Source organism: Pseudomonas agronomica (assembly GCF_025917275.1).
Taxonomy (GTDB): Bacteria; Pseudomonadota; Gammaproteobacteria; order Pseudomonadales; family Pseudomonadaceae; genus Aquipseudomonas; species Aquipseudomonas agronomica.
The window spans coordinates 1-23,484 of the sequence record NZ_JAOSHO010000035.1 but is presented as its reverse complement, the minus strand read 5'-3'; the positions used below and the strand labels follow the sequence as shown (position 1 = coordinate 23,484).

20 protein-coding genes are annotated in these 23,484 nt (G+C 59.1%); 10 read left to right on the top strand and 10 right to left on the bottom strand.

All coding sequences use genetic code 11. The features are described from left to right. Window positions 1–35: 35 nt before the first annotated feature. The 5 genes from mnmE to rpmH form a co-directional block, all read right to left on the bottom strand. A complete protein-coding gene (gene mnmE, locus OC610_RS05395) occupies window positions 36–1,406 on the bottom strand; it encodes a tRNA uridine-5-carboxymethylaminomethyl(34) synthesis GTPase MnmE (protein ID WP_264426892.1) in 1,371 nt (456 codons plus the stop codon). Window positions 1,407–1,485: 79 nt separating this feature from the next. Further along, the gene (yidC, locus tag OC610_RS05390) at window positions 1,486–3,168 is read right to left on the bottom strand and encodes a membrane protein insertase YidC (RefSeq protein WP_264426891.1); all 1,683 of its coding nucleotides are present in this window, start codon (window positions 3,166–3,168) and stop codon (window positions 1,486–1,488) included. Between the two features lie 2 nt (window positions 3,169–3,170). Continuing rightward, window positions 3,171–3,416 (bottom strand): membrane protein insertion efficiency factor YidD, encoded by a 246-nt coding sequence (yidD, locus tag OC610_RS05385; protein WP_010465488.1) that lies wholly within the window; start codon window positions 3,414–3,416, stop codon window positions 3,171–3,173. Beyond that, window positions 3,409–3,810, bottom strand: coding sequence for a ribonuclease P protein component (gene rnpA / locus OC610_RS05380; protein WP_030139024.1), 402 nt, complete (start codon window positions 3,808–3,810; stop codon window positions 3,409–3,411). Before rnpA ends, yidD begins: the two co-directional genes overlap by 8 nt. 16 nt (window positions 3,811–3,826) lie before the next feature. Beyond that, complete coding sequence (gene rpmH, locus OC610_RS05375) at window positions 3,827–3,961, bottom strand: 50S ribosomal protein L34 (RefSeq protein ID WP_003213577.1); 135 nt, start codon at window positions 3,959–3,961, stop codon at window positions 3,827–3,829. A gap of 567 nt (window positions 3,962–4,528) precedes the next feature. On the opposite strand from rpmH, the gene dnaA reads away from it, so the two are divergent. The 5 genes from dnaA (at window position 4,529) to gabP (ending at window position 12,433) form a co-directional block, all read left to right on the top strand. Then, complete coding sequence (dnaA, locus tag OC610_RS05370; RefSeq protein ID WP_249876794.1) at window positions 4,529–6,055, top strand: chromosomal replication initiator protein DnaA; 1,527 nt, start codon at window positions 4,529–4,531, stop codon at window positions 6,053–6,055. Between the two features lie 39 nt (window positions 6,056–6,094). Further along, on the top strand, window positions 6,095–7,198 hold the full coding sequence (gene dnaN, locus OC610_RS05365) for a DNA polymerase III subunit beta (RefSeq protein ID WP_003196145.1): 1,104 nt from the start codon (window positions 6,095–6,097) through the stop codon (window positions 7,196–7,198). 13 nt (window positions 7,199–7,211) lie between these two features. Further along, on the top strand, window positions 7,212–8,315 hold the full coding sequence (gene recF / locus OC610_RS05360) for a DNA replication/repair protein RecF (RefSeq protein ID WP_264426890.1): 1,104 nt from the start codon (window positions 7,212–7,214) through the stop codon (window positions 8,313–8,315). Window positions 8,316–8,320: 5 nt separating this feature from the next. Continuing rightward, complete coding sequence (gene gyrB / locus OC610_RS05355) at window positions 8,321–10,738, top strand: DNA topoisomerase (ATP-hydrolyzing) subunit B (RefSeq protein ID WP_030139021.1); 2,418 nt, start codon at window positions 8,321–8,323, stop codon at window positions 10,736–10,738. Between the two features lie 300 nt (window positions 10,739–11,038). Continuing rightward, complete coding sequence (gene gabP / locus OC610_RS05350) at window positions 11,039–12,433, top strand: GABA permease (RefSeq protein WP_264426889.1); 1,395 nt, start codon at window positions 11,039–11,041, stop codon at window positions 12,431–12,433. Between the two features lie 187 nt (window positions 12,434–12,620). Here gabP and OC610_RS05345 read toward each other — a convergent pair whose 3' ends face one another. Beyond that, the gene (locus OC610_RS05345; protein ID WP_264426888.1) at window positions 12,621–13,355 is read right to left on the bottom strand and encodes a response regulator transcription factor; all 735 of its coding nucleotides are present in this window, start codon (window positions 13,353–13,355) and stop codon (window positions 12,621–12,623) included. Between the two features lie 236 nt (window positions 13,356–13,591). Between OC610_RS05345 and OC610_RS05340 the strand changes: the two genes are divergently transcribed. Then, entirely contained in the window at window positions 13,592–15,106 is a 1,515-nt protein-coding gene (locus OC610_RS05340) for a PAS domain-containing sensor histidine kinase (protein WP_264426887.1), read from the top strand. A gap of 169 nt (window positions 15,107–15,275) precedes the next feature. Here OC610_RS05340 and OC610_RS05335 read toward each other — a convergent pair whose 3' ends face one another. The 4 genes from OC610_RS05335 to glyQ form a co-directional block, all read right to left on the bottom strand. After that, window positions 15,276–16,055, bottom strand: a complete 780-nt coding sequence (locus OC610_RS05335) for a lysophospholipid acyltransferase family protein (RefSeq protein ID WP_264426893.1) — start codon at window positions 16,053–16,055, stop codon at window positions 15,276–15,278. Window positions 16,056–16,134: 79 nt separating this feature from the next. Next, window positions 16,135–16,668, bottom strand: coding sequence for a D-glycero-beta-D-manno-heptose 1,7-bisphosphate 7-phosphatase (gene gmhB, locus OC610_RS05330; RefSeq protein WP_264426886.1), 534 nt, complete (start codon window positions 16,666–16,668; stop codon window positions 16,135–16,137). Window positions 16,669–16,671: 3 nt separating this feature from the next. Next, complete coding sequence (glyS, locus tag OC610_RS05325) at window positions 16,672–18,726, bottom strand: glycine--tRNA ligase subunit beta (protein WP_264426885.1); 2,055 nt, start codon at window positions 18,724–18,726, stop codon at window positions 16,672–16,674. Continuing rightward, window positions 18,723–19,676, bottom strand: a complete 954-nt coding sequence (gene glyQ, locus OC610_RS05320) for a glycine--tRNA ligase subunit alpha (protein WP_022641565.1) — start codon at window positions 19,674–19,676, stop codon at window positions 18,723–18,725. The genes glyS and glyQ overlap by 4 nt, the downstream gene beginning before the upstream one ends. Window positions 19,677–19,757: 81 nt before the next feature. Between glyQ and OC610_RS05315 the strand changes: the two genes are divergently transcribed. The 4 genes from OC610_RS05315 to OC610_RS05300 all read left to right on the top strand — a co-directional run bounded on the left by OC610_RS05315 (window position 19,758) and on the right by OC610_RS05300 (window position 23,321). Further along, entirely contained in the window at window positions 19,758–20,315 is a 558-nt protein-coding gene (locus tag OC610_RS05315; protein ID WP_264426884.1) for a DNA-3-methyladenine glycosylase I, read from the top strand. Window positions 20,316–20,358: 43 nt separating this feature from the next. Beyond that, a complete protein-coding gene (locus OC610_RS05310) occupies window positions 20,359–21,246 on the top strand; it encodes a lysophospholipid acyltransferase (protein WP_264426883.1) in 888 nt (295 codons plus the stop codon). Between the two features lie 191 nt (window positions 21,247–21,437). After that, a complete protein-coding gene (locus tag OC610_RS05305; protein ID WP_264426882.1) occupies window positions 21,438–22,163 on the top strand; it encodes a hypothetical protein in 726 nt (241 codons plus the stop codon). 369 nt (window positions 22,164–22,532) lie between these two features. Continuing rightward, on the top strand, window positions 22,533–23,321 hold the full coding sequence (locus OC610_RS05300) for an SDR family NAD(P)-dependent oxidoreductase (protein WP_264426881.1): 789 nt from the start codon (window positions 22,533–22,535) through the stop codon (window positions 23,319–23,321). The last annotated feature ends 163 nt before the right edge of the window (window positions 23,322–23,484 follow it).

Here is a 23,484-nt window from a genome sequence, read left to right as displayed (position 1 = left end):
TCCCTCGCCACGGGTTTGTCGACGGCTCGGTGGGGCTATTTACCGATGCAGAAGCTGGAGAAGATTCGGCCCAGCAAGTCATCGGAGCTGAAGGCGCCGGTGATTTCACCGAGGGAATGTTGCGCCTGGCGCAGATCCTCGGCCAACAGCTCACCCGCCCCCGCCAAGGTCAGTTGGGCACGACCGTGTTCCAGGGCCGCGCTGGCGTGGCGTAACGCTTCAAGGTGCCTGCGGCGGGCGCTGAAGCTGCTCTCCGAAGTCTGTTCATAGCCCATGCAGGCCTTGAGATGATCGCGCAGCAATTCCAGTCCCTCGCCCGCCGATTTCGCGCTGAGGCTGATTGTCACGTGGCCGTCGTCGCTGACCTCAAGGGCAATCGCTTCCCCGGTGAGGTCGGCCTTGTTGCGAATCAGGGTGACTTTCGCAGGATCCGGGCGGACCTCGAGGAATTCCGGCCACAACGCAAAGGGATCGTTTGCTTCCGGCGCGGTGGCATCCACCACCAGCAACACTCGGTCGGCTTCGCTGATGGCCTTGAGTGCGCGCTCGACGCCGATTTTTTCCACCTGGTCATCGGTATCCCGCAGTCCTGCGGTATCCACCACATGTAGCGGCATGCCATCGATGTGGATATGTTCGCGCAATATATCCCGCGTGGTGCCGGCGATCTCGGTGACGATCGCTGCCTCTCGACCGGCCAGTGCGTTAAGCAAACTGGACTTGCCAGCGTTAGGGCGTCCGGCAATCACCACGGTCATTCCGTCACGCAACAAGGCACCCTGCCCGGCTTCGCGCAGTACTGTGGATAATTCATCGCGTACTTTATCGAGCATGCTCAGAACGTGGCCATCAGCGAGGAAGTCGATTTCCTCTTCCGGGAAGTCAATCGCGGCCTCGACGTAGATTCGTAGGCCAATCAGTTGTTCGGTAAGGTTATGCACACGCTGGGAAAATGCGCCCTGCAGGGACCGCAATGCATTACGTGCCGCTTGTGCCGAGCTCGCTTCGATCAAGTCGGCTATGGCCTCAGCCTGGGCCAAGTCGAGTTTGTCATTGAGAAATGCCCGTTCGCTGAACTCTCCCGGGCGCGCCAGGCGGCAGCCCAGTTCAAGGCAACGCTTGAGCAGCATGTCCAGGACAACCGGGCCGCCATGCCCCTGCAATTCCAAGACATCTTCCCCGGTGAAGGAGTTGGGCCCAGGAAAATACAAGGCAAGCCCTTCATCGAGCACCTGCCGCTGCGAATCGAAAAAAGCTCCGTAGTGAGCAAACCGCGGCTTGAGTTCACGACCGCTGATAGCCTTGGCCACGATACCGGCCAGGGGCCCCGAAATACGGACAATGCCCACACCACCACGCCCTTGGGCTGTGGCAACGGCGGCGATAGTTTCACGCGGTGCGCTCATAAACCGGTATCCAGACAAAAGTGACAGATAGCAAAACGCCCCACTAGGGGGCGTTTTGTGTGGTTATCCACAGAGCAAGTTACGCCTCGGCTTTTTTCGTCGCCGCTTCGATCTTACGCGTGATGTACCACTGCTGGGTGATCGACAGCACGTTGTTCACAACCCAGTACAGCACAAGACCCGCCGGGAACCAGAGGAAGAAGAAGGTGAAGATGATTGGCATCATTTTCATGACCTTCGCCTGCATCGGATCCGGAGGCGTTGGGTTCAGTCGCTGTTGGATGAACATGGTCGCGCCCATGATGATCGGCAGGATGAAGAACGGATCCTTGATCGACAGGTCGGTTATCCACAGCATGAAGGGTGCCTGACGCATCTCCACGCTTTCCAGCAGAACCCAATACAGCGAGAGGAACACTGGCATTTGCACAAGAATCGGCAAGCATCCACCCAGCGGGTTGATCTTCTCTTTCTTGTACAGCTCCATCATGGCCTGGGACATTTTCTGCCGGTCATCGCCATGTTGTTCTTTCAGGGCGGCCAGTTTCGGTGCCACTGCACGCATACGCGCCATGGATTTATAGCTGGCGGCCGACAATGGGAAGAAGATCCCCTTGATCAGCATGGTCAGGAAAATGATCGACCAGCCCCAGTTACCCACGATGCTGTGGATATGTTGCAGCAGCCAGAAAATCGGCTGGGCAATGAACCACAGGAATCCGTAGTCCACGGTCAGTTCCAGGCCTGGGGACAACTCTTTCAGTACCGCCTGGCTTTTCGGACCGGCGTAGAGAATGGCGCTGGTTTCGACCTTGGCACCTGGCGCAGCGGTCAACGCCGGGCCGGTGTAGCCAATAATGTAGTTGCCTTTGCTGTCTTTACGCGTCTGGACGATATTGCTCTCGCCTTTCTGCGGGACCCAAGCCGTCACAAAATAATGCTGCAGCCAGGCAACCCAACCACCTTGGACAGTTTCTTTCAGCTGAGCCTTGTCCATGTCTTTCATGGACACTTTTTTGTACGGCTCCGAACTTGTCCACAGGGCAGCACCCAGATAAGTCGCGGTGCCAGTGGCGGTACTGGAAGATGGATCGGAGCTGGCGTCACGCTTGAGCTGGGCAAACATCGCGCCAGACCAGGTCTGGGCACTCTGGTTGTCGATCAGGTAGGACACGGTTACGTCATACAGGCCACGCTTGAGCGTGAAACGCTTGATGTAATTGACACCGTCCTTGCTGAACTTCAGGTCCACGACCAGTTGATCCTGGCCATCAGCCAGTTGATAAGCCTTCTTCTCGGCGGAATAAACCGGACGACCGGCCGGGCTTGCATCCGGACCGTTGGCCCCGATCAGGCCACTTTGTGCCAGATAGGTACGTTCGTTGCCGTTATCGAACAACTGGAACGGGATTTCCGGATGATCCTGACGACGCGGATACAACGGCAGCTTCAATTGAGCGACATCGCCGCCCTGTGGATCGATCGCCAGCTCGAGCACGTCGGTCTTGATCTGGATAAGATCCTTGCTCGTAGCCACAGGCGCTTCGGCTGGAGCACTGGTATCGCTTGCCGCGCGCGGGACATCGTCATTGCTGGCGGTGTTATTGCCAGCCGTCGTGTCCGGCAGGCTCGGTGCGGTATTGCTGGCGGCAACATTCTGAGTCGGCAGGGCAGCCTGGCCATAGTCCTGGTTCCATTTAAGGACCATGACGTAGGACACGATTGCCAGGGCGACGATCAGGATCGTGCGTTTGATATCCATGATTACTCGGCCATCGAAGAAGAACGGGAGGTAGGGATAGGCGGAACCGGGTCATAACCGCCGGGATTCCACGGATGACAGCGACCTAAACGACGAAAGGTCAGCCAGCCACCGCGCAGGAGGCCATGATTTTCTATGGCTTCGTACGCGTAGCAGGAACAACTGGGGTAGAAACGACAGTGACTGGCCATCAAAGGACTAATGGCGTAGCGATAAAACTGGATCGGAACGAGTGCCAGTTTACGCATCGTGACTGTCTACCCCTACAGTTTCGGTGTTGACTGCTGGTACCGGCTTATTACGGGCCAGTCGCTTCCAGAGCTTGCCGAAATGCTGAATCAATTCGGGGTTTTCTACGTCACCCAAACCTTTGCGCGCGACGATAACGATGTCCCAACCGACCAGTGAATCCTGGTTCAGGCGAAACGATTCGCGCATCAGACGTTTGAGGCGATTGCGCTGAACGGAGAGCTTGACGCTCTTTTTCCCGATAACCAGCCCGAGCCGGGGGTGATCGAGATCGTTACTGCGCGCAAGGAGCAGGAGATTTTTCCCCGGAACCTTGCCGGTAGGGGAGTCAAAGACTGCCTTGAAATGCCGGGGTGTAAGCAGACGCTTTTCCCGACTGAAGTCCTGACTCACCTCCAGTGCCGGATTATCAAACTGCCAGACGCGCACGACCTTTGGCGCGACGACGCGACAGGACGGCACGACCGTTCTTGGTAGCCATGCGAGCACGGAAACCGTGGGTACGAGCGCGTTTGATAGTGCTTGGTTGGAAAGTACGTTTCATGTCGTGTTACCTGGTTCGTCCACAACGGGCCGGAATGGCCCCCGTTTTAAGAGACCGGGGATTCTAGAGAAAGCAAGCCTCTAGGTCAATTTCCAACCAGCGTTTCCTTTAAATAGATGTCCGGGCGCTTTCGGCTGATTCGTCACGCAGCGCTAGATATAGAAATAAAGAAGGGAATTATTTAAAGCTTTTCTGTAAAGCTTATAAAAGCAAGGCTGGCACCTGTCTGTGGATAACTGCCATGAGGCCTTGTAATCCGCCATGTACAGAGAATGACAACTAGGCGGGAAAGCAGTGGCAAGCCTGTGCTGCGCTGTCGGATAAGCTGTGGGTGGAATGCGAACTTATCCACAGGGTGGTTATGCACCGAGTTAACCACCCACTTGTGCAACGACCTCACGCCCGGTTATCCACAGAGCTTATCCACCGACCGCCCGTCGTCTTTCGTTCCGTTAAGGCATTGATAAATCATGGGCGATCGACAAGCTGCATGTGGATAAGTGATCGACTGATCGCTACAATGGCCGCTTGTTTTTGCCTCACCGGCTTTCAACTTAGGGGATGTCCGTGTCAGTGGAACTTTGGCAGCAGTGCGTGGAGCTTTTGCGCGATGAGCTGCCTGCCCAACAATTCAACACTTGGATCCGTCCGCTACAGGTCGAAGCCGAAGGCGACGAATTGCGCGTCTATGCGCCAAACCGTTTCGTCCTAGACTGGGTCAATGAAAAATACCTCGGCCGGGTCATGGAACTGCTCGACGAGCATGGCAATGGCATGGCGCCTGCGTTGTCCTTATTAATAGGCAGCAAGCGCAGCTCGGCACCTCGTGCTGCGCCCAACGCGCCGCTGGCTGCCGCAGCTTCCCAGGCCCAGCAAGCAGCCCCGGCACCGGTCAACAACCATGCCGCCACGGCGCCCACGCCCGCCCCGAGCAAACGCAACGCGCAAAAGGTTGCCGAAGTCAGCGAAGAGCCCTCCCGGGATAGCTTCGACCCAATGGCCGGCGCCAGCTCCCAGCAGGCACCGGTGCGGGCCGAACAGCGCACCGTCCAGGTCGAAGGCGCTCTCAAGCACACCAGCTACCTGAACCGGACATTTACCTTCGAGAATTTCGTCGAAGGTAAATCCAACCAGTTGGCTCGCGCGGCGGCCTGGCAGGTGGCGGACAACCCCAAGCACGGCTACAACCCGCTGTTCCTGTATGGCGGCGTCGGCCTGGGTAAGACCCACTTGATGCATGCGGTGGGCAACCATCTATTAAAGAAGAACCCGAATGCCAAGGTCGTGTACCTGCATTCCGAGCGTTTCGTGGCCGACATGGTCAAGGCGTTGCAACTGAACGCGATCAATGAGTTCAAGCGTTTCTACCGTTCGGTGGACGCCTTGCTGATCGACGACATTCAGTTTTTCGCCCGCAAGGAACGTTCCCAGGAAGAGTTTTTCCACACCTTCAACGCGTTGCTGGAAGGCGGGCAGCAGGTCATTCTCACCAGTGACCGCTACCCGAAAGAGATCGAAGGCCTCGAGGAGCGCCTCAAGTCGCGTTTCGGCTGGGGCCTGACGGTGGCCGTCGAGCCGCCGGAGCTGGAAACCCGCGTCGCGATCCTGATGAAGAAGGCCGACCAGGCCAAGGTCGAACTGCCTCATGACGCCGCTTTCTTTATTGCGCAGCGTATTCGCTCGAACGTGCGTGAACTCGAAGGCGCCCTCAAGCGGGTGATCGCTCACTCGCACTTCATGGGGCGCGACATCACGATCGAGCTTATCCGCGAGTCCTTGAAGGACTTGTTGGCGCTGCAGGACAAGCTGGTGTCTGTGGATAACATTCAGCGTACTGTTGCTGAATACTACAAGATCAAGATTTCCGACCTGCTGTCCAAGCGCCGTTCGCGTTCGGTGGCACGTCCGCGCCAGGTGGCCATGGCCCTGTCCAAGGAACTGACCAACCACAGCCTGCCGGAAATCGGTGATGTGTTTGGCGGACGCGACCACACCACCGTGCTGCACGCCTGCCGCAAGATCAACGAACTTAAGGAATCCGACGCGGACATCCGCGAGGACTACAAGAACCTGCTGCGTACACTGACCACTTGATGACCACCAGCGCAGCTTATTAAGGCAAGGGACTAGACCATGCATTTCACCATTCAACGCGAAGCCCTGTTGAAACCCCTGCAACTGGTCGCGGGCGTCGTCGAACGCCGCCAGACCTTGCCGGTACTTTCCAACGTGCTGCTGGTTGTCGAAGGCCAGCAATTGTCGCTGACCGGTACCGACCTGGAAGTCGAGCTGGTCGGTCGTGTGCAACTTGAAGAACCGGCAGATCCGGGTTCAATCACCGTGCCCGCGCGCAAGCTGATGGATATCTGCAAGAGCCTGCCCAACGACGCGCTGATCGACATCAAGGTTGATGAGCAGAAGCTCGTGGTCAAGGCCGGCCGCAGCCGCTTCACCCTGTCCACGTTGCCCGCCAACGACTTCCCGACTGTGGAAGAAGGCCCGGGTTCGCTGACCTGCAGCCTGGACCAGAGCAAATTGCGTCGCCTGATCGAACGCACCAGTTTCGCCATGGCCCAGCAGGACGTGCGTTACTACCTCAACGGCATGCTCCTGGAAGTGTCTGCCGGCGTTATTCGCGCTGTTGCCACCGACGGTCACCGCCTGGCCATGTGTTCGATGCAGGCCGATATCGGTCAACCGGATCGCCACCAGGTGATCGTGCCGCGCAAAGGCATCCTGGAGCTGGCCCGCCTGCTGACCGAGCCCGATGGCAACGTCAGCATCGTGTTGGGCCAACACCACATCCGCGCCACGACCGGCGAATTCACTTTCACGTCGAAACTGGTGGACGGCAAGTTCCCTGACTACGAGCGTGTGCTGCCAAAAGGTGGTGACAAGCTGGTGCTGGGCGATCGCCAAGCGCTGCGCGAAGCCTTCAGCCGTACCGCGATCCTCTCCAACGAGAAGTACCGTGGCATTCGCCTGCAGCTGGCCAATGGTCAGCTGAAGATCCAGGCGAACAACCCGGAGCAGGAAGAAGCGGAAGAAGAAGTCGGCGTTGAATACAACGGCGGCTCCCTGGAAATCGGCTTCAACGTCAGCTACCTGCTCGACGTGCTGGGCGTGATGACCACCGAGCAGGTTCGTCTGATCCTGTCTGACTCCAACAGCAGCGCGCTGGTGCAAGAGTCCGACAACGACGACTCGGCCTACGTTGTCATGCCGATGCGTTTGTAATCAGATCAGCTAGATGTCCTTAAGTCGCGTCTCGGTCACCGCGGTGCGCAATCTGCACCCGGTGACCTTCTCCCCCTCCCCACGCATCAATATCCTTTACGGCGCCAACGGCAGCGGCAAAACCAGCGTTCTGGAAGCCGTGCACCTGCTTGGGCTTGCCCGTTCGTTTCGCAGCGCCCGCCTGTTACCGGTCATCCAGTACGATCAACTGGCGTGCACAGTGTTCGGCCAGGTGGAGCTGGCGGAAGGCGGCCACAGCGCCCTGGGGATTTCGCGGGATAGGCAAGGCGAGTTCCAGATTCGCATCGACGGGCAGAACGCCCGCAGTGCTGCGCAGCTAGCAGAGATTCTGCCGTTGCAGCTGATCAACCCGGATAGCTTCCGCCTGTTGGAAGGCGCACCGAAGATCCGCCGGCAGTTCCTGGATTGGGGCGTGTTCCACGTGGAACCGCGTTTCATGGCGACTTGGCAACGTCTGCAGAAGGCGCTGCGCCAGCGTAACTCTTGGCTGCGACATGGTACACTTGACGCCGTTTCGCAAGCGGTTTGGGACAGGGAACTGTGCCAGGCCAGCGCTGAAATCGATGAATACCGCCGCGCTTATATCAAAGCCTTGAAACCGGTCTTCGAGCAGACCTTGAGCGAACTGGTTGAGCTTGAGGGACTGACGCTCAGCTATTACCGAGGCTGGGACAAGGACCGGGAATTGAGTGCCGTGCTGGCTGGCTCGCTGCAGCGGGACCAGCAGATGGGACACACCCAGGCTGGACCACAACGCGCTGACTTGCGTCTTAGATTGGGCGCACATAACGCCGCGGACATCTTGTCCCGGGGGCAGCAGAAGTTGGTGGTATGCGCCTTGCGTATCGCCCAAGGGCATCTGGTCAGCCAGGCCCGTCGCGGTCAGTGTATTTATCTGGTGGATGACTTGCCGTCCGAGCTGGACGAGGCCCACCGCCGTGCGCTGTGCCGCTTGCTGGAAGACTTACGCTGCCAGGTATTCATTACCTGTGTAGACCACGAATTATTGAGGGAAGGCTGGCAGACGGAAACGCCAGTCGCTCTGTTCCACGTGGAACAGGGCCGTATCACCCAGACCCACGACCATCGGGAGTGAAGGCATTGAGCGAAGAAAATACGTACGACTCAACGAGCATTAAAGTGCTGAAAGGCCTGGATGCCGTACGCAAACGTCCCGGTATGTACATTGGCGACACCGACGATGGTAGCGGCCTGCACCACATGGTGTTCGAGGTGGTCGACAACTCCATCGACGAAGCCCTCGCCGGTTATTGCGACGACATCAGCATCATCATCCACCCGGACGAATCCATCACCGTTCGCGACAACGGCCGTGGCATCCCGGTAGATGTGCACAAAGAGGAAGGTGTTTCCGCCGCCGAGGTCATCATGACCGTCCTCCACGCTGGCGGTAAGTTCGACGACAACTCCTACAAGGTATCCGGCGGCTTGCACGGCGTGGGTGTCTCGGTGGTGAACGCGCTGTCCGAAGAACTGGTCCTGACGGTTCGCCGCAGCGGCAAGATCTGGGAACAGACTTATGTCCACGGCGTGCCTCAGGCACCGATGGCGATTGTCGGCGACAGCGAGACCACCGGCACCCAGATCCATTTCAAGGCTTCGAGCGAAACCTTCAAGAACATCCACTTCAGCTGGGACATCCTGGCCAAGCGGATTCGTGAACTGTCCTTCCTCAACTCCGGTGTCGGCATCGTCCTCAAGGACGAGCGCAGCGGCAAGGAAGAGCTGTTCAAGTACGAAGGTGGCCTGCGTGCGTTCGTTGAGTACCTGAACACCAACAAGACCCCGGTCAACCAGGTGTTCCACTTCAACGTCCAGCGTGAAGACGGGATCGGCGTGGAAATCGCCTTGCAGTGGAACGACAGCTTCAACGAGAACCTGCTGTGCTTCACCAACAACATTCCACAGCGTGATGGCGGTACCCACCTGGTGGGCTTCCGTTCGGCGCTGACCCGTAACTTGAACAACTACATCGAACAGGAAGGCCTGGCGAAGAAGCACAAAGTCGCCACTACCGGTGACGATGCCCGTGAAGGCCTGACCGCGATCATTTCGGTGAAGGTGCCGGATCCGAAGTTCAGCTCCCAGACCAAGGACAAGCTGGTGTCTTCCGAAGTGAAGACCGCAGTTGAGCAGGAGATGGGCAAATACTTTTCCGACTTCCTGCTGGAGAACCCGAACGAAGCCAAGCTGGTGGTCGGCAAGATGATCGACGCCGCCCGTGCCCGTGAAGCCGCGCGCAAGGCTCGTGAAATGACTCGCCGCAAAGGCGCGCTGGACATCGCTGGCTTGCCGGGCAAATTGGCCGACTGCCAGGAAAAGGACCCTGCCCTGTCCGAGCTGTACCTCGTGGAAGGTGACTCCGCTGGCGGTTCCGCCAAGCAGGGTCGCAACCGCCGCACCCAGGCCATCCTGCCGCTCAAGGGCAAGATTCTCAACGTCGAGAAGGCGCGCTTCGACAAGATGATTTCCTCCCAGGAAGTCGGCACCTTGATCACCGCGTTGGGCTGCGGTATTGGGCGCGAAGAATACAATATCGACAAGCTGCGCTATCACAACATCATCATCATGACCGACGCCGACGTCGACGGCTCGCACATCCGTACCCTGCTGCTGACGTTCTTCTTCCGTCAGCTGCCGGAACTGATCGAGCGCGGCTACATCTACATTGCCCAGCCGCCGCTGTACAAGGTCAAGAAAGGCAAGCAAGAGCAATACATCAAAGACGACGACGCCATGGAAGAGTACATGACGCAGTCGGCCCTGGAAGACGCGAGCCTGCACCTGAACGAAGACGCCCCGGGCATTTCCGGTGAGGCCCTCGAGCGCCTGGTGAATGACTTCCGCCTGGTGATGAAGACCCTCAAGCGCCTGTCGCGCCTGTACCCACAGGAACTGACCGAGCACTTCATCTACCTGCCGGCCGTCAGCCTGGAGCAACTGTCCGATCACGCAGCGATGCAGGATTGGCTGGCCCAGTACGAAGTCCGCCTGCGCACCGTGGAAAAATCCGGCCTGGTCTACAAGGCCAGCCTGCGCGAAGACCGTGAACGTAACGTCTGGCTGCCGGAGGTCGAACTGATCTCCCACGGCCTGTCGAACTACGTCACCTTCAACCGCGACTTCTTCGGCAGCAACGACTACAAGACTGTTGTTTCCCTCGGCGCGCAATTGAGCACGCTGTTGGACGAAGGTGCGTATATCCAACGTGGCGAGCGCAAGAAATCGGTAACCGAGTTCAAGGAAGCCCTTGAATGGCTGATGGCCGAAAGCACCAAGCGTCACACCATCCAGCGATACAAAGGGCTGGGTGAGATGAACCCGGATCAGCTATGGGAAACCACCATGGACCCGGGTTCGCGTCGCATGCTGAAAGTCACCATCGAAGACGCCATTGGCGCGGACCAGATCTTCAACACCCTGATGGGTGATGCGGTCGAGCCCCGTCGTGACTTCATCGAGAGCAATGCATTGGCGGTGTCTAACCTGGATTTCTGATCCTTGCGCAGCACCCGTTCCAAAAAAAGCCAACGCTTATGCGTTGGCTTTTTTTTACGCCTGAAAACGGCTGCCCTTCCCTAGGCGCATTGCTCATAAAGGTGTAACCAGGTAACACCCTGGCATAAAGCCTTCATTCTCAATGAGTTAGGAATTTTCGGAGGACCCCCGGATAACGGGGACTTCAAATATCCTGGCGTAAAATTTGCGTGTTTAATAACTTACACATCGTTTTTTTAAATTTACAGAAAGCGATGGGACGAGGTGGTACGAACAAATTCAATACCAAGGGTAGTCTCAATGAGTGGTACGCAAACTTTCGATAATCTGGAGCAAGGGCTCAAGCCCCGTCATGTGACGATGCTCTCCATCGCCGGTGTGATTGGCGCAGGACTGTTCGTCGGTTCCGGCCATGCGATTGCAGCAGCCGGGCCGGCCGTGCTGTTGGCCTACGCTGCTGCGGGTGCCTTGGTGGTGCTGGTGATGCGCATGCTGGGCGAAATGGCGGTGGCGTCGCCGGACACCGGCTCCTTCTCTACCTATGCGGACCGGGCGATTGGTCATTGGGCCGGTTTCACCATCGGCTGGCTCTACTGGTGGTTCTGGGTCCTGGTCATTCCGTTGGAGGCCAACGCTGCCGCGACGATCCTGCATGCCTGGTTCCCAAACGTGGCCATATGGGCCTTTACGTTGGTCATCACGTTGCTCCTGACCGTCACGAATCTGTTCAGCGTGAAGAACTACGGCGAATTCGAATTCTGGTTCGCCCTGGTCAAGGTGGTAGCGATCATTGGTTTCGTCGGCCTTGGCTTGCTGGCGATATTCGGTTTCCTGCCCACTAGCCAAGTGAGTGGTATTTCGCACCTGTTCGATACCCAAGGTTTCATGCCAAACGGCATGGGCGCGGTACTGGGGGCCATTCTCACCACCATGTTTTCATTCATGGGCACCGAGATCGTGACCATTGCCGCCGCCGAATCGAAGAACCCTGGCCAGCAGATTTCCAAGGCAACCAACTCGGTGATCTGGCGGATTGGCTTGTTCTATCTTGTGTCCATCTTCATTGTCGTGGCCTTGGTGCCGTGGAACGACCCGCTCCTGGCCAGTATCGGCTCGTACCAGACGGTGCTTGAGCGCATGGGAATCCCCGATGCCAAGCTGATCGTCGATATCGTCGTCCTGGTTGCGGTAACGAGTTGCCTGAACTCGGCCCTGTATACGGCGTCGCGGATGATGTTCTCGTTGGGCAAGCGTGGTGATGCGCCAGTTGTTTCCCAGCGCACCAACAAAAGCGGTACGCCTTATTGGGCCGTGATGCTGTCGACCGGTGCGGCTTTCCTGGCGGTGTTTGCCAATTATGTGGCCCCGGCTGCGGTGTTCGAATTCCTGCTGGCCAGCTCGGGCGCCATTGCTCTGCTGGTTTACCTGGTCATCGCGGTTTCGCAACTGCGCATGCGCAAGCAACGAATGGCTCGCGGTGAAAAAGTTGCCTTCAGCATGTGGCTGTTTCCGGGCCTGACCTATGCGGTGATTGTCTTTATCGTCGGGGCCTTGACCATCATGTTGTTCCAGGAAGCCCACCGGGTGGAGATCCTGGCGACGGGGCTGCTGAGTGTGTTGGTGGTGCTGTCTGGTGTGCTGATACAGCGTCGCCGGGTCGCAAAGACAGGAAGCCCGGTGCAGACGATCGGCTGATATTCATTGTGGCGAGGGAGCTTGCTCCCGCTTGATTCTGTAGGAGCTGGCGAAGCCTGCGATCTCTTGATTTTGATCTTGATCTTTCGCTTGAGATTCAAGTGTCTTTGGAAAGATCGCAGCCTCGTTGCACTCGGCAGCTCCTACACAGCTCCTACAAGCTCCCTCGCGACGGACCTACTGTTTTTTAACTTGCGACAGACGCCTCACTCCCCGCCGCCACACTCTCCAATCGATACCCATACCCATAGATCGTCAGCAACTGCCAACCCCGATCCGCCGTCAGCCCGAGCTTGTTGCGCAGGCGATAGATATGGGTGTCGAGCGGACGGGACGAGGTCATTTCCTCGTGGGTCCAGAAGCGCTCATAAAAATATTCCCGCGACAGCGGCCGGCCCAGGTTGGCGAATAGGCAGCGGGCCAGGCGGTACTCCCGCTCGGTGAGGCTGATGGGAATGCCGGCACGGGTGACGGTCAGTTCGGCATCGTCGAATTCCAGGTCATTGAACACCAGCACCTCGCTGGCCGGAGTGCGTTGCAAGTTGTGGCGGCGCAGCACTGCGGTGACCCGGGCCTTGAGTTCGTTCGGGCGAAACGGTTTGCTGACGTAATCGTCCGCACCGGCGTTCAGGGCCTGGACGATGTCGTGTTCTCCGTCCCGGCTGGTGAGCATGATGGCGGCCGGCGGCGAGTCCATGTGCTCGCGCGTCCAGCGCAGCAGGGCAAGTCCGCTGATATCAGGCAATTGCCAATCGAGGATCAACAGGTCGAAGGTTTCACGCCGCAGTTGGCGCAGCAGGTCTTCGGTGCGTTCGAAACTGTGCAAGGTCCAGGGTTGTTCACCCCTGCCGGGGATTTGTTGCAGTGTCTGTTCCACCCGGCGCAGCTCGGCCGGTTCGTCATCCAGTATGGCGACACGCATGACGCGATTCCTTGAACTCGAAAAATAACGGACATCTTCCAGGTGGACAGGAACGCCCAACCCGATAGCCGAGTCGTTCCATGCTCCCGTCGCTGGCTGAGACAATACCGGCTCGCAGCGCGCAGGGAAAGGCAGCCGCACGCCGTCCATCGAGTCCGTTATAGTCTCGTCCTCGGGCTTGCCGTCCAAGATCCGAGCGTTGGTCATTTTCTTCCTCATGTTCCGCCAGGGCCCTTATGAGCAATCCGCGTCGCCGTGAAAGCCGTGAACCGACTCAGGTACAACAATTGTTTCGACAATTGATGCGGGAGTGGTTTTGGATAAGCCTGCTTCTGTTACCGCTGACGGCGCTGATTTCGTTCAGCACGCAAACGGCCCCCAATGGACCAGAAGCAGCATTGCTGTCCATGTGTCTGGTTGGAGCGGTACTCGGATTGCTCTTGTTGCGCCCCCGTCTCGCACTGGGGACCACACTAGGGGGCATGAGCGTGGCCCTGCTGACCAGCGCACTGTTGGGCGCTCAGGGCTGGTGGTGGTCGCCGGTGGCCAGTTTGATGGGAATGTTGTGTGGCTATCTGATCTGGAACTGGCGCCGACTGAGCGTGGTGCTGGCCTATTTCGGTTGGGAGTTGGCCCGGCTGGACGCCGAGCCGAAAGTATTCCCCGAGCGACGTCGGGCCTCGTATTCCGGAAGTGACCGTCTGCAGGGGCAAATCATGGCGTTGGAACAAGCCATGGGCCGGACGCGCGATACCCGTCGTTTTATCGCCGATGGTTTGGAGTACCTGCCCGTGGCGACCATGATCAGTGACCCACAGGGCAAGATACTGCTCGGCAATCGCAAGGCCCGTGAATTGTTCGGCCACAGCTTGGTGGACGGTGACGTGATCGAGGAACTGGCCCGCTTGGGGTATCCGCCACTGGACCACAGCCCTGAGCATCGACTGTCTACGTTGCCACTGACCGAGTTTCGCGATATCCGAGAGCGCAGCCTGCGCCTCGAACGTGCGGCATTGCTGCCGGTCGAGGGCGATGTGCCGATTGGCTGGTTGCTGAGCCTGACTGACCTGAGCGCTGAGCGCGAGGCAGAAGAACAGCGCAGCGTGATGCTCCGGTTTTTGTCCCACGACCTGCGCGCACCTCATTCGGCGATACTCGCCCTGCTCGACGTGCAGCGCCATGAGGCCGGCGCGGACAATCCACTGTTCGATCAGATCGAGCACCAGGTGCGTCGCGCCCTGGACCTCACCGACGGTTTCGTGCAATTGGCGAAGGCGGAATCCGAGGCCTACCAATTCCGACCGACTTTGTTTGCCATGCTGGTGCTGGACGTGATTGATCAGGCGTTGCCCATTGCCCAGGCAAAAAATATCCAGCTGGAACACGAGCTGGAGGATGACGAAGCCATGGTCAGCGCTGATCAGCCACTGCTGACCCGCGCACTATTCAACTTGCTGGAGAACGCGATCAAATACAGCCCTCGCGAAACGCGCGTCTCGCTAAACGTTCGCTGCATGGAGGGTTGGTTGACGTGTGACGTCGTTGACCAAGGTAAAGGCATCGGCGCCGAGGAACTGCCGGATTTGTTCAGCCAATATCGACGCTTCTCCTCTGCCCAGGGCGTAGATGGCATTGGCCTTGGACTGTCCATGGTCAAGGCGGTCGTGGATCGTCACGGTGGTCAGATCGGATGCCATAGTGTGGTCGGGAGGGGGACAACGTTCAGCTTGCGGTTTCAACTGTTGAGTTGAGCGAAAAATCGCAGTCTTCGACGAGATATCGTAGCTGCGATTAAGGCTATAAAAACTTATGCACCTTTTCCGATGTTTTATGTACTTAAGAAATATGCTTTAAAAACAAATACTTAAAAAATAAAAGCGACGAAATCGGACAAAACGGTACACAGGTTATCCACAGTTCTCAAACAGCGAGCTGGTCCGATGCTGCGGGTGCGGCAGGCGCTGGCGGAAGCGAACCCAGTTCCCTTTGCGTCTGCTCATTCCAAGCCTGTACGCGATCGTTGAGATCGGCGATGGCGCGGGGCCCAGTACCCTCTGCATACATGGGTTTGCCGATAACCACGGTGATGACACCCGGTTTTCTGATCCAGCCAGCCTTTGGCCAGAATTTGCCCGCATTGTGTGCAATCGGCAGGACCGGCAGGGATGCGTTTACCGCCAATGCCGAACCGCTGCGGGAAAACTTGCCGATCGTCCCATAAGGCACGCGAGTACCCTCGGGAAAAATCAGGACCCAAACGTTGTCCTTGAGGAGCACGTCGCCTTTTTGTGCCACCTGCTTGAGTGCAACCTTGGGATTGTCGCGATCAATGGCAATCGGGCGCAGCATCGCCATGGCCCAGCCGAAGAACGGTACGAACAACAGTTCACGCTTGAGTACCTGGCTCAACGGCTCGAAATAGGCCGAGAGAAAGAATGTTTCCCAGGTGCTTTGGTGGTTGGACTGGATGACGCAGGGCCGGTCAGGCACGTTCTCGGCACCCTTCACTTCGTAACGGATGCCCAGGAACACCTTGCTTAACCACAGGGCGCAGCGGCACCAATAGACGTTGATGAAGCGGTAGCGCGTCTTGAACGACATGAATGGCGCGACAAAAAAACTCAAGGTGCACCACAGCAAGGAGCTGGTGCCCAACAGCAGGTAAAAGAGAAAGGTTCTGATGGCCTGCAGTATCGACATAGCGGCGTTTACCATTGCGGGCAAGGCCCGCCTGCTTAAGCGCTTCCCGAACGATCCTTGATCAGGATGTCGGGGAGCTCTAATTGTGGATAAGTTCAGCGGCAATCGCCGCCAGGTCGTCAAAGATCAAGGTGCCTACCGGTAGGGTCTTGCCCAGAGTCTTTTCGCCTTTCCCGGTCTTTACCAAAACTGGCTGACAATCGACGGCCTTGGCCGCCTCCAGGTCACCGAGGCTGTCGCCGACAAACCAGACACCCGACAGCGCAACGCCGTAATGCGCGGCGATGGTTTTCAACATACCCGGCTTGGGCTTGCGGCAATCGCAACCTTCATCCGGCCCGTGCGGGCAGTAGACGATCAAGCCGACCTCCCCGCCCTGCTCCGCCACCAGGGCGCGCAAACGCTCATGCATGGCATCGAGGACGGCGAGTTCGTAGTAACCGCGAGCGATGCCCGACTGGTTGGTGGCCACCGCCACCGTCCAGCCGGCCCTGCTCAACTGCGCAATGGCCTCGATGGAACCGGGGATCGGCAACCACTCCTCCACCGATTTGATGTAAGCGTCGGAGTCGTGATTGATCACCCCGTCCCGATCGAGAATCAGCAGTTTCAAGCGTTACCCCAGCAACGAAATATCGGCGACGCCGAGAAACAGCCCACGCAGACGAGCCAGCAGCGCGTAACGGTTGGCCCGCACCTTGGCGTCTTCGGCATTGACCATCACCGCCTCGAAAAACGCATCCACCGGTTCGCGCAGTGCCGCCAGGCGCGCCAGGGTTTCGCTGTACTGACGCGCCGCCGCCATTGGCTGGACCGCCTGGTCCGCCTGCTGGATCGCCGAGTAAAGGGAAAACTCGTTGGCGTTGTCGAAATACTTGGCTTCGACGGTGGCCGCGATGTTGCCTTCGGCCTTGCCCAACAGGTTCGACACGCGCTTGTTCACCGCCGCCAATGCTGCCGCTTCCGGCAGTTTGCGGAAGGCCTGAACCGCTTGCACGCGCTGGTCGAAGTCCAGGGCCGAACCCGGTTTCAGGGCACGCACCGACAAGTAGGTCGCAACGTCGACGCCTTCGTCTTCATAACGCGCACGCAGGCGGTCGAAGATGAATTCCAACACTGCATCGGCCAGGCCGGCAGCCTTGACCTTGCTGCCGAACGCATTGACGGCGAAGGCCACGGCGTCGTTCAGGTCCAGGTCCAACTGCTTGTCGATCAGGATCCGCAACACACCCAGCGCCGCACGACGCAAGGCATACGGGTCCTTGCTGCCGGTGGGCAGCATGCCGATGCCGAAGATGCCGACCAAGGTGTCGAGCTTGTCGGCGATCGCCACGGCCGCACCGGTCAGGGTGGTCGGCAATTCAGCGCCGGCACCGCGTGGCATGTACTGCTCGTTCAGGGCCAGGGCCACGTCCTGTGGCTCGCCATCGTTGAGGGCGTAGTAGTAACCGGCGACGCCTTGCATCTCCGGGAACTCACCGACCATCTCGGTGGACAGGTCGCACTTTGACAGGATGCCGGCACGCGCCGCGCGCTGGGCGTCGCCGCCGATGCGTGGGGCGATGTACGCCGCCAATTTCGAAACGCGCTCGGCCTTGTCGTAGACGCTGCCGAGTTTTTCCTGGAACACGACGTTGCGCAGGCGCTCGTTGAAGCTTTCCAGGGGTTGTTTCTTGTCTTGCTTGAAGAAGAACTCGGCATCGGTCAGGCGCGGGCGAACGACTTTCTCGTTACCGGCGACGATCTGCTGCGGGTCCTTGCTTTCGATGTTGGCGACCGTGATGAAACGCGGCAGCAACTTGCCTTCGGCGTCCAGCAGGCAGAAATATTTCTGGTTGTCCTGCATGGTGGTGATCAGCGCTTCCTGGGGCACTTCAAGGAAACGTTCCTCGAACGAGCACACCAGCGGCACCGGCCATTCCACCAGCGCGGTCACTTCGTCCAGCAGGTTGGCCGGCACGATGGCGGTGCCTTCCTGCAGGGTGGCCAGTTCTTCGGTGCGCTTGCTGATCAGTTCGCGGCGCTCGTTGGCGTCGGCCAGCACGTAGGCGGCGCGCAGGTCGGCCAGGTAATTGGCCGGCGCGGTAATGCGCACGCTTTGTGGATGATGGAAGCGGTGGCCGCGGGAATCACGACCAGCCTTCTGGGCGAGGATCGTGCAATCGATGACTTGATCGCCGAGCAGCATCACCAGCCACTGGGTCGGGCGCACGAATTCTTCCTTGCGCGCGGCCCAGCGCATGCGCTTGGGAATCGGCAGGTCGTTCAGGGAGTCTTCGACGATGGTCGGCAACAGGCTGGCGGTCGGCTTGCCCTTGATGCTTTGGCTATAGCGCAGCTTCGGACCGCTCTGGTCGATTTCGCTCAGGTCCACGCCGCACTTCTTGGCGAAGCCCAGGGCGGCCTGGGTCGGGTTGCCGTCGGCATCGAACGCGGCCTGGCGTGGCGGGCCATCAAGGTTGATGCTGCGGTCCGGTTGCTGGGTTTCCAGGGCCGTGATCAGCACGGCCAGGCGGCGCGGCGCGGCATAGACGTGTTTGGTTTCGAAGTTCAGGCCAGCGGCATGCAGGCCTTTTTCAATGCCGGCAAGGAAAGCATCGGCCAGGGTATTCAGGGCTTTGGGTGGCAGTTCTTCGGTGCCCAGTTCAACCAGAAAATCTTGAGCACTCATTGTGCAGCCTCCAGCTTAGCCAACACTTCATCACGCAGGTCCGGGGTCGCCATCGGGAAGCCCAGCTTGGCACGGGCCAGCAAGTAGGCTTGCGCAACGGAACGCGCCAGGGTGCGCACACGCAGGATGTATTGCTGGCGCGCGGTCACGGAAATCGCCCGGCGTGCGTCCAGCAGGTTGAAGGTGTGGGACGCCTTCAACACCATTTCATAGCTCGGCAACGGCAGCGGCTGGTCCAGCTCGATCAGGCGCTTGGCTTCGCTTTCATAGAAGTCGAACAGTTCGAACAGCTTGTCGACGTTGGCGTGTTCGAAGTTGTAGGTCGACTGCTCCACTTCGTTCTGGTGGAACACATCGCCGTAGGTCACTTTGCCGAACGGGCCGTCGGCCCACACCAGGTCGTAGACCGAGTCCACGCCCTGCAGGTACATCGCCAGGCGCTCGAGGCCGTAGGTGATTTCGCCGGTCACCGGGTAGCACTCGATGCCGCCCGCCTGCTGGAAGTAGGTGAACTGGGTCACTTCCATACCGTTGAGCCAGACTTCCCAGCCCAGGCCCCAGGCGCCCAGGGTTGGCGATTCCCAGTTGTCTTCGACGAAACGAATGTCGTGCACCAGCGGGTCGAGGCCGACGTGCTTGAGGGAGCCCAGGTACAGCTCCTGGAAGTTTTCCGGGTTCGGCTTCAGTACCACTTGGAACTGGTAGTAATGCTGCAGGCGGTTCGGGTTTTCACCGTAGCGGCCGTCAGTCGGGCGGCGGCTGGGCTGCACATAGGCGGCGTTCCAGGTTTCCGGGCCGATGGCACGCAGAAACGTGGCAGTGTGGAAAGTGCCGGCGCCTACTTCCATATCGTAGGGCTGAAGTACCACGCAACCTTGCTCGGCCCAGTATTGCTGGAGGGCGAGGATCAAGTCTTGGAAGGTACGCACGGCTGGCGTAGGCTGGCTCACGAAATTCACCTGTTTCTTGGGCTGCGATTTAAAGAGCGGGAGTATACCCGATTCGTTCGTGCGCACGCCCCCTGGAGCCTTATGCCACGCTGCTTTTGGTGTTCTGACGATCCGTTGTACATGGCTTATCACGATCAGGAGTGGGGCACGCCGCTGCGCGATGCGCAGGGTTTGTTCGAGTTGCTTTTGCTCGAAGGGTTCCAGGCCGGGCTGTCCTGGATCACCGTTTTGCGCAAACGCGAGCGCTACCGGGACGTGTTGTACGGCTTCGACGTGCAGCGCGTGGCGCAGATGAGCGACGCCGAAATCGATGAGCTGATGCTCGACCCCGGCATCATCCGCAACCGTCTCAAGCTCAAGGCCGCCCGTCGCAATGCCCAGGCCTGGCTGGCGCTGGAAGACCCGGTGGCATTCCTCTGGTCGTTCGTCGGCGATAAACCCATCATCAATCATTTCAAGGATCGCACCGAAGTGCCGGCCATTACGCCCGAGGCGCTGGCGATGAGCAAAGGCCTGAAGAAAGCCGGGTTTACCTTCGTCGGGCCAACCATCTGCTACGCCTTGATGCAGGCCTCCGGCATGGTCATGGACCACACCCAGGACTGCGACCGCTACGCCGAGTTGGTAAACGGTGGTTAGAATAGCCGGCTCGCAACACGGCCCATACATTCAGGAGTGACCTGTGGATAAGTTGAAAGGCGCCTTGCTGGTCGGCGCTCTGCGGTTGTTTGCACTGCTGCCCTGGCGGGCGGTGCAAGCGGTGGGCTCGGCCATCGGCTGGCTCATGTGGAAATTGCCCAACCGTTCCCGCGACGTGGTGCGGATCAACCTCGCCAAGTGCTTTCCCGAGATGGACCCGGCCGAGCGCGAGCGCCTGGTGGGCCAGAGCCTCAAGGACATCGGCAAATCCCTGACCGAAAGCGCCTGCGCCTGGATCTGGCCGGCCCAGCGCTCCATCGAACTGGTGCGCGAAGTCGAAGGCCTGGAGGTGCTGAAAGAAGCCCTGGCCTCCGGCAAAGGCGTCGTCGGCATTACCAGCCACCTGGGCAACTGGGAAGTGCTCAACCATTTCTATTGCAGCCAGTGCAAACCGATCATTTTCTACCGTCCGCCCAAGCTCAAGGCGGTGGATGAATTGCTGCAAAAGCAGCGCGTGCAACTGGGTAACAAAGTCGCGGCGTCGACCAAGGAAGGCATCCTCAGCGTCATCAAGGAAGTGCGCAAGGGCGGCCAAGTGGGCATCCCTGCCGACCCGGAACCGGCCGAATCCGCCGGCATCTTCGTGCCCTTCTTCGCCACCCAGGCCCTGACCAGCAAGTTCGTGCCGAACATGCTCGCTGGCGGTAAAGCAGTCGGCGTGTTCCTTCATGCCCTGCGCCTGCCGGACGGTTCCGGCTACAAAGTCATCCTCGAAGCCGCCCCGGAAGAGATGTACAGCACCGACACCGAAACCGCCTGCGCTGCCATGAGCAAGGTGGTCGAGCGTTACGTACGCGCCTACCCGAGCCAGTACATGTGGAGCATGAAACGCTTCAAGAAACGCCCGCCGGGCGAGGCGCGGTGGTACTGAAAGCAGGGAATCAATTCTGGCAATGGCCTTTGGTGGCAAGGATCCCCTCGCCACAACCACAATGCCTTGGCCTGCACGGAACCCGTGGCGAGGGAGCTTGCTCCCGCTGGGCGGCGCAGCAGCCCGCCCCCCTAAAGCTCGGTCCCCCGCTGTCGATAACCCGATGTATCCGCCAATCATGGACCGATGAAATGGAATTCTCTGTTAGCTCTGCCGCTATCTCCCCCGCCAACACCAACCTCACCCGCTCCGACCAGAAGCTGGTAACCAATCCTGCCGCGGACGCGGTAAAGCAGCTGACAAGCGCCGGCCCTGCAGCGATTTACCATCCCAGTGAAGAAACCCAGACCATGGTGGAATCGCCAGTGGTCATCGAAACCTGGATCGGTCGCTCCCAATCGCCAGACTTCCCTCGATTCGCCGCGATTACCGAGAGCGCGAAAAACACCCTGAGAAGCTCTTTCGAGACGTTCCAGTCAACGCTGTCGGCAACCCATCCGGACCTGGCCGGCAAGAAATATGGCTTCACCGTCGAGGCCGATGGCCGCCTGAAGGTGCTCGACACGGCCGGCCAACTCAGCAGCGCGGACACCCAGCGGCTGACCGATCTGCTCAATGAATCCACTGATCTGAAAGCCGCCGCCGTTGCGTTCCGCGACGCCTCTATCGACATGGTCGACGCCGACTCGCCCTGGTCCGGCAGCTACCTGGGCCGCTACAACCTGACCCAGGAAAACTTCGCCAGTACCATCGATCTGGCGCCGATGCTCAAACGCGCCGGCTCGGTTCCTCCCCAGGAGTTTTCGGACGGGTTGTTTTTCAACCAACTGGCGTACAAAGGCGAACGGGCGACGCGAGAGACGGAAGCCGCAATGCTTGAGCGGCGTGCTGCGCAGCGATTCAGCGCGCAAGCCTGAAAGCTGGGTCTACCGAATCCCGTGGCGAGGGAGCTTGCTCCCGCCGGGCTGCGCTGTACCCCTCCCCCATGACCAAAAACCTCCACCAGCCCCGTGGGAGCGAGCCTGCTCGCGAACAGGCCGGCACCTTTACGTTGATATCGGCTGATGCCCTAATCTTCCTTGTCCCCCAATCAGCCAAGGAAGCATCAATGGGCATTCGCGGAAAAAACCGTCACAAAGAGGCGCAAAGCCTTAATCGTGTCCATGATTAAGGGCCTGCGATATTCGGCGACGTCGGGATGGCAAAGCCTCTCTGAATCCGTCGGGCGACCGTCCAGCCAGAACTATCGCACTTCCTCTGGTTCATTAATCAAGGAGTCCCCCCTCATGAACATCGATTTCACCGGACGTCACGTCCTGGTCACCGGGTCCACCAGTGGTATCGGTTTCGCGACCGCCAAAGGCTTCCTGCAAGCTGGCGCCCATGTGGTCATCAACGGTCGCAGCGAGAGCAGCGTGGAGGACGCGTTGCAGCGTTTGGGCGATCTTGCGTCGAAGGCCAAAGGCTTCGTTGGTGATCTCAGCAGCGCGCCTGGCTGCGAGGCCCTGGTCGCCAAGTACCCAAGCTTCGATATCGTCATCAACAACCTGGGCATTTTCAAACAGGAAGACTTTTTTGAAACGCCGGACAGCGAATGGCAGCGTTTCTTTGAAACCAACGTGATGTCGGGCGTGCGGGTTGCCAGGGCCTATGCGCAAGGCATGGTCGAGCGCGGTTGGGGGCGAATCGTGTTTATCTCGTCGGAATCGGGCGTGAACATTCCCGCCGACATGATCCACTACGGCTTCACCAAGACCGCCCAACTTTCAATCGCTCGCGGCCTGGCCAAGCGCCTCGCTGGCACGGGCGTGACGGTGAACTCGGTGTTGCCCGGGCCGACCCTTTCCGAGGGCGTGGCCCAGATGCTCCAGGCCGACGTCGAGCGCAGCGGGAAAAGCCTGGAAAAGGTTGCGGCAGATTTCGTCAATGAACACCGCAGCACTTCGATCATCCAGCGCGCGGCGCGGGTGGAGGAAGTTGCCAACATGATCATCTACGCCAGCTCGGAACAGGCCTCGGCCACCACTGGGGCGGCGCTGCGTGTTGATGGGGGGGTGGTGGATAGCATCGTTTAGGGCCCCATGACGCCTTGCAAAACAACGCCGCTTCCTCGTGAGAGATAAGCGGCGCCTTTGTTTTGGAAGCAACATGGGTAGGTTCGACCGGCTTTCGGAGTGGTGAAGAGATCGTTCAGCTCACTGTGTTTTCCACCAGACGATCCGAGCCGCCTTCGGCTAC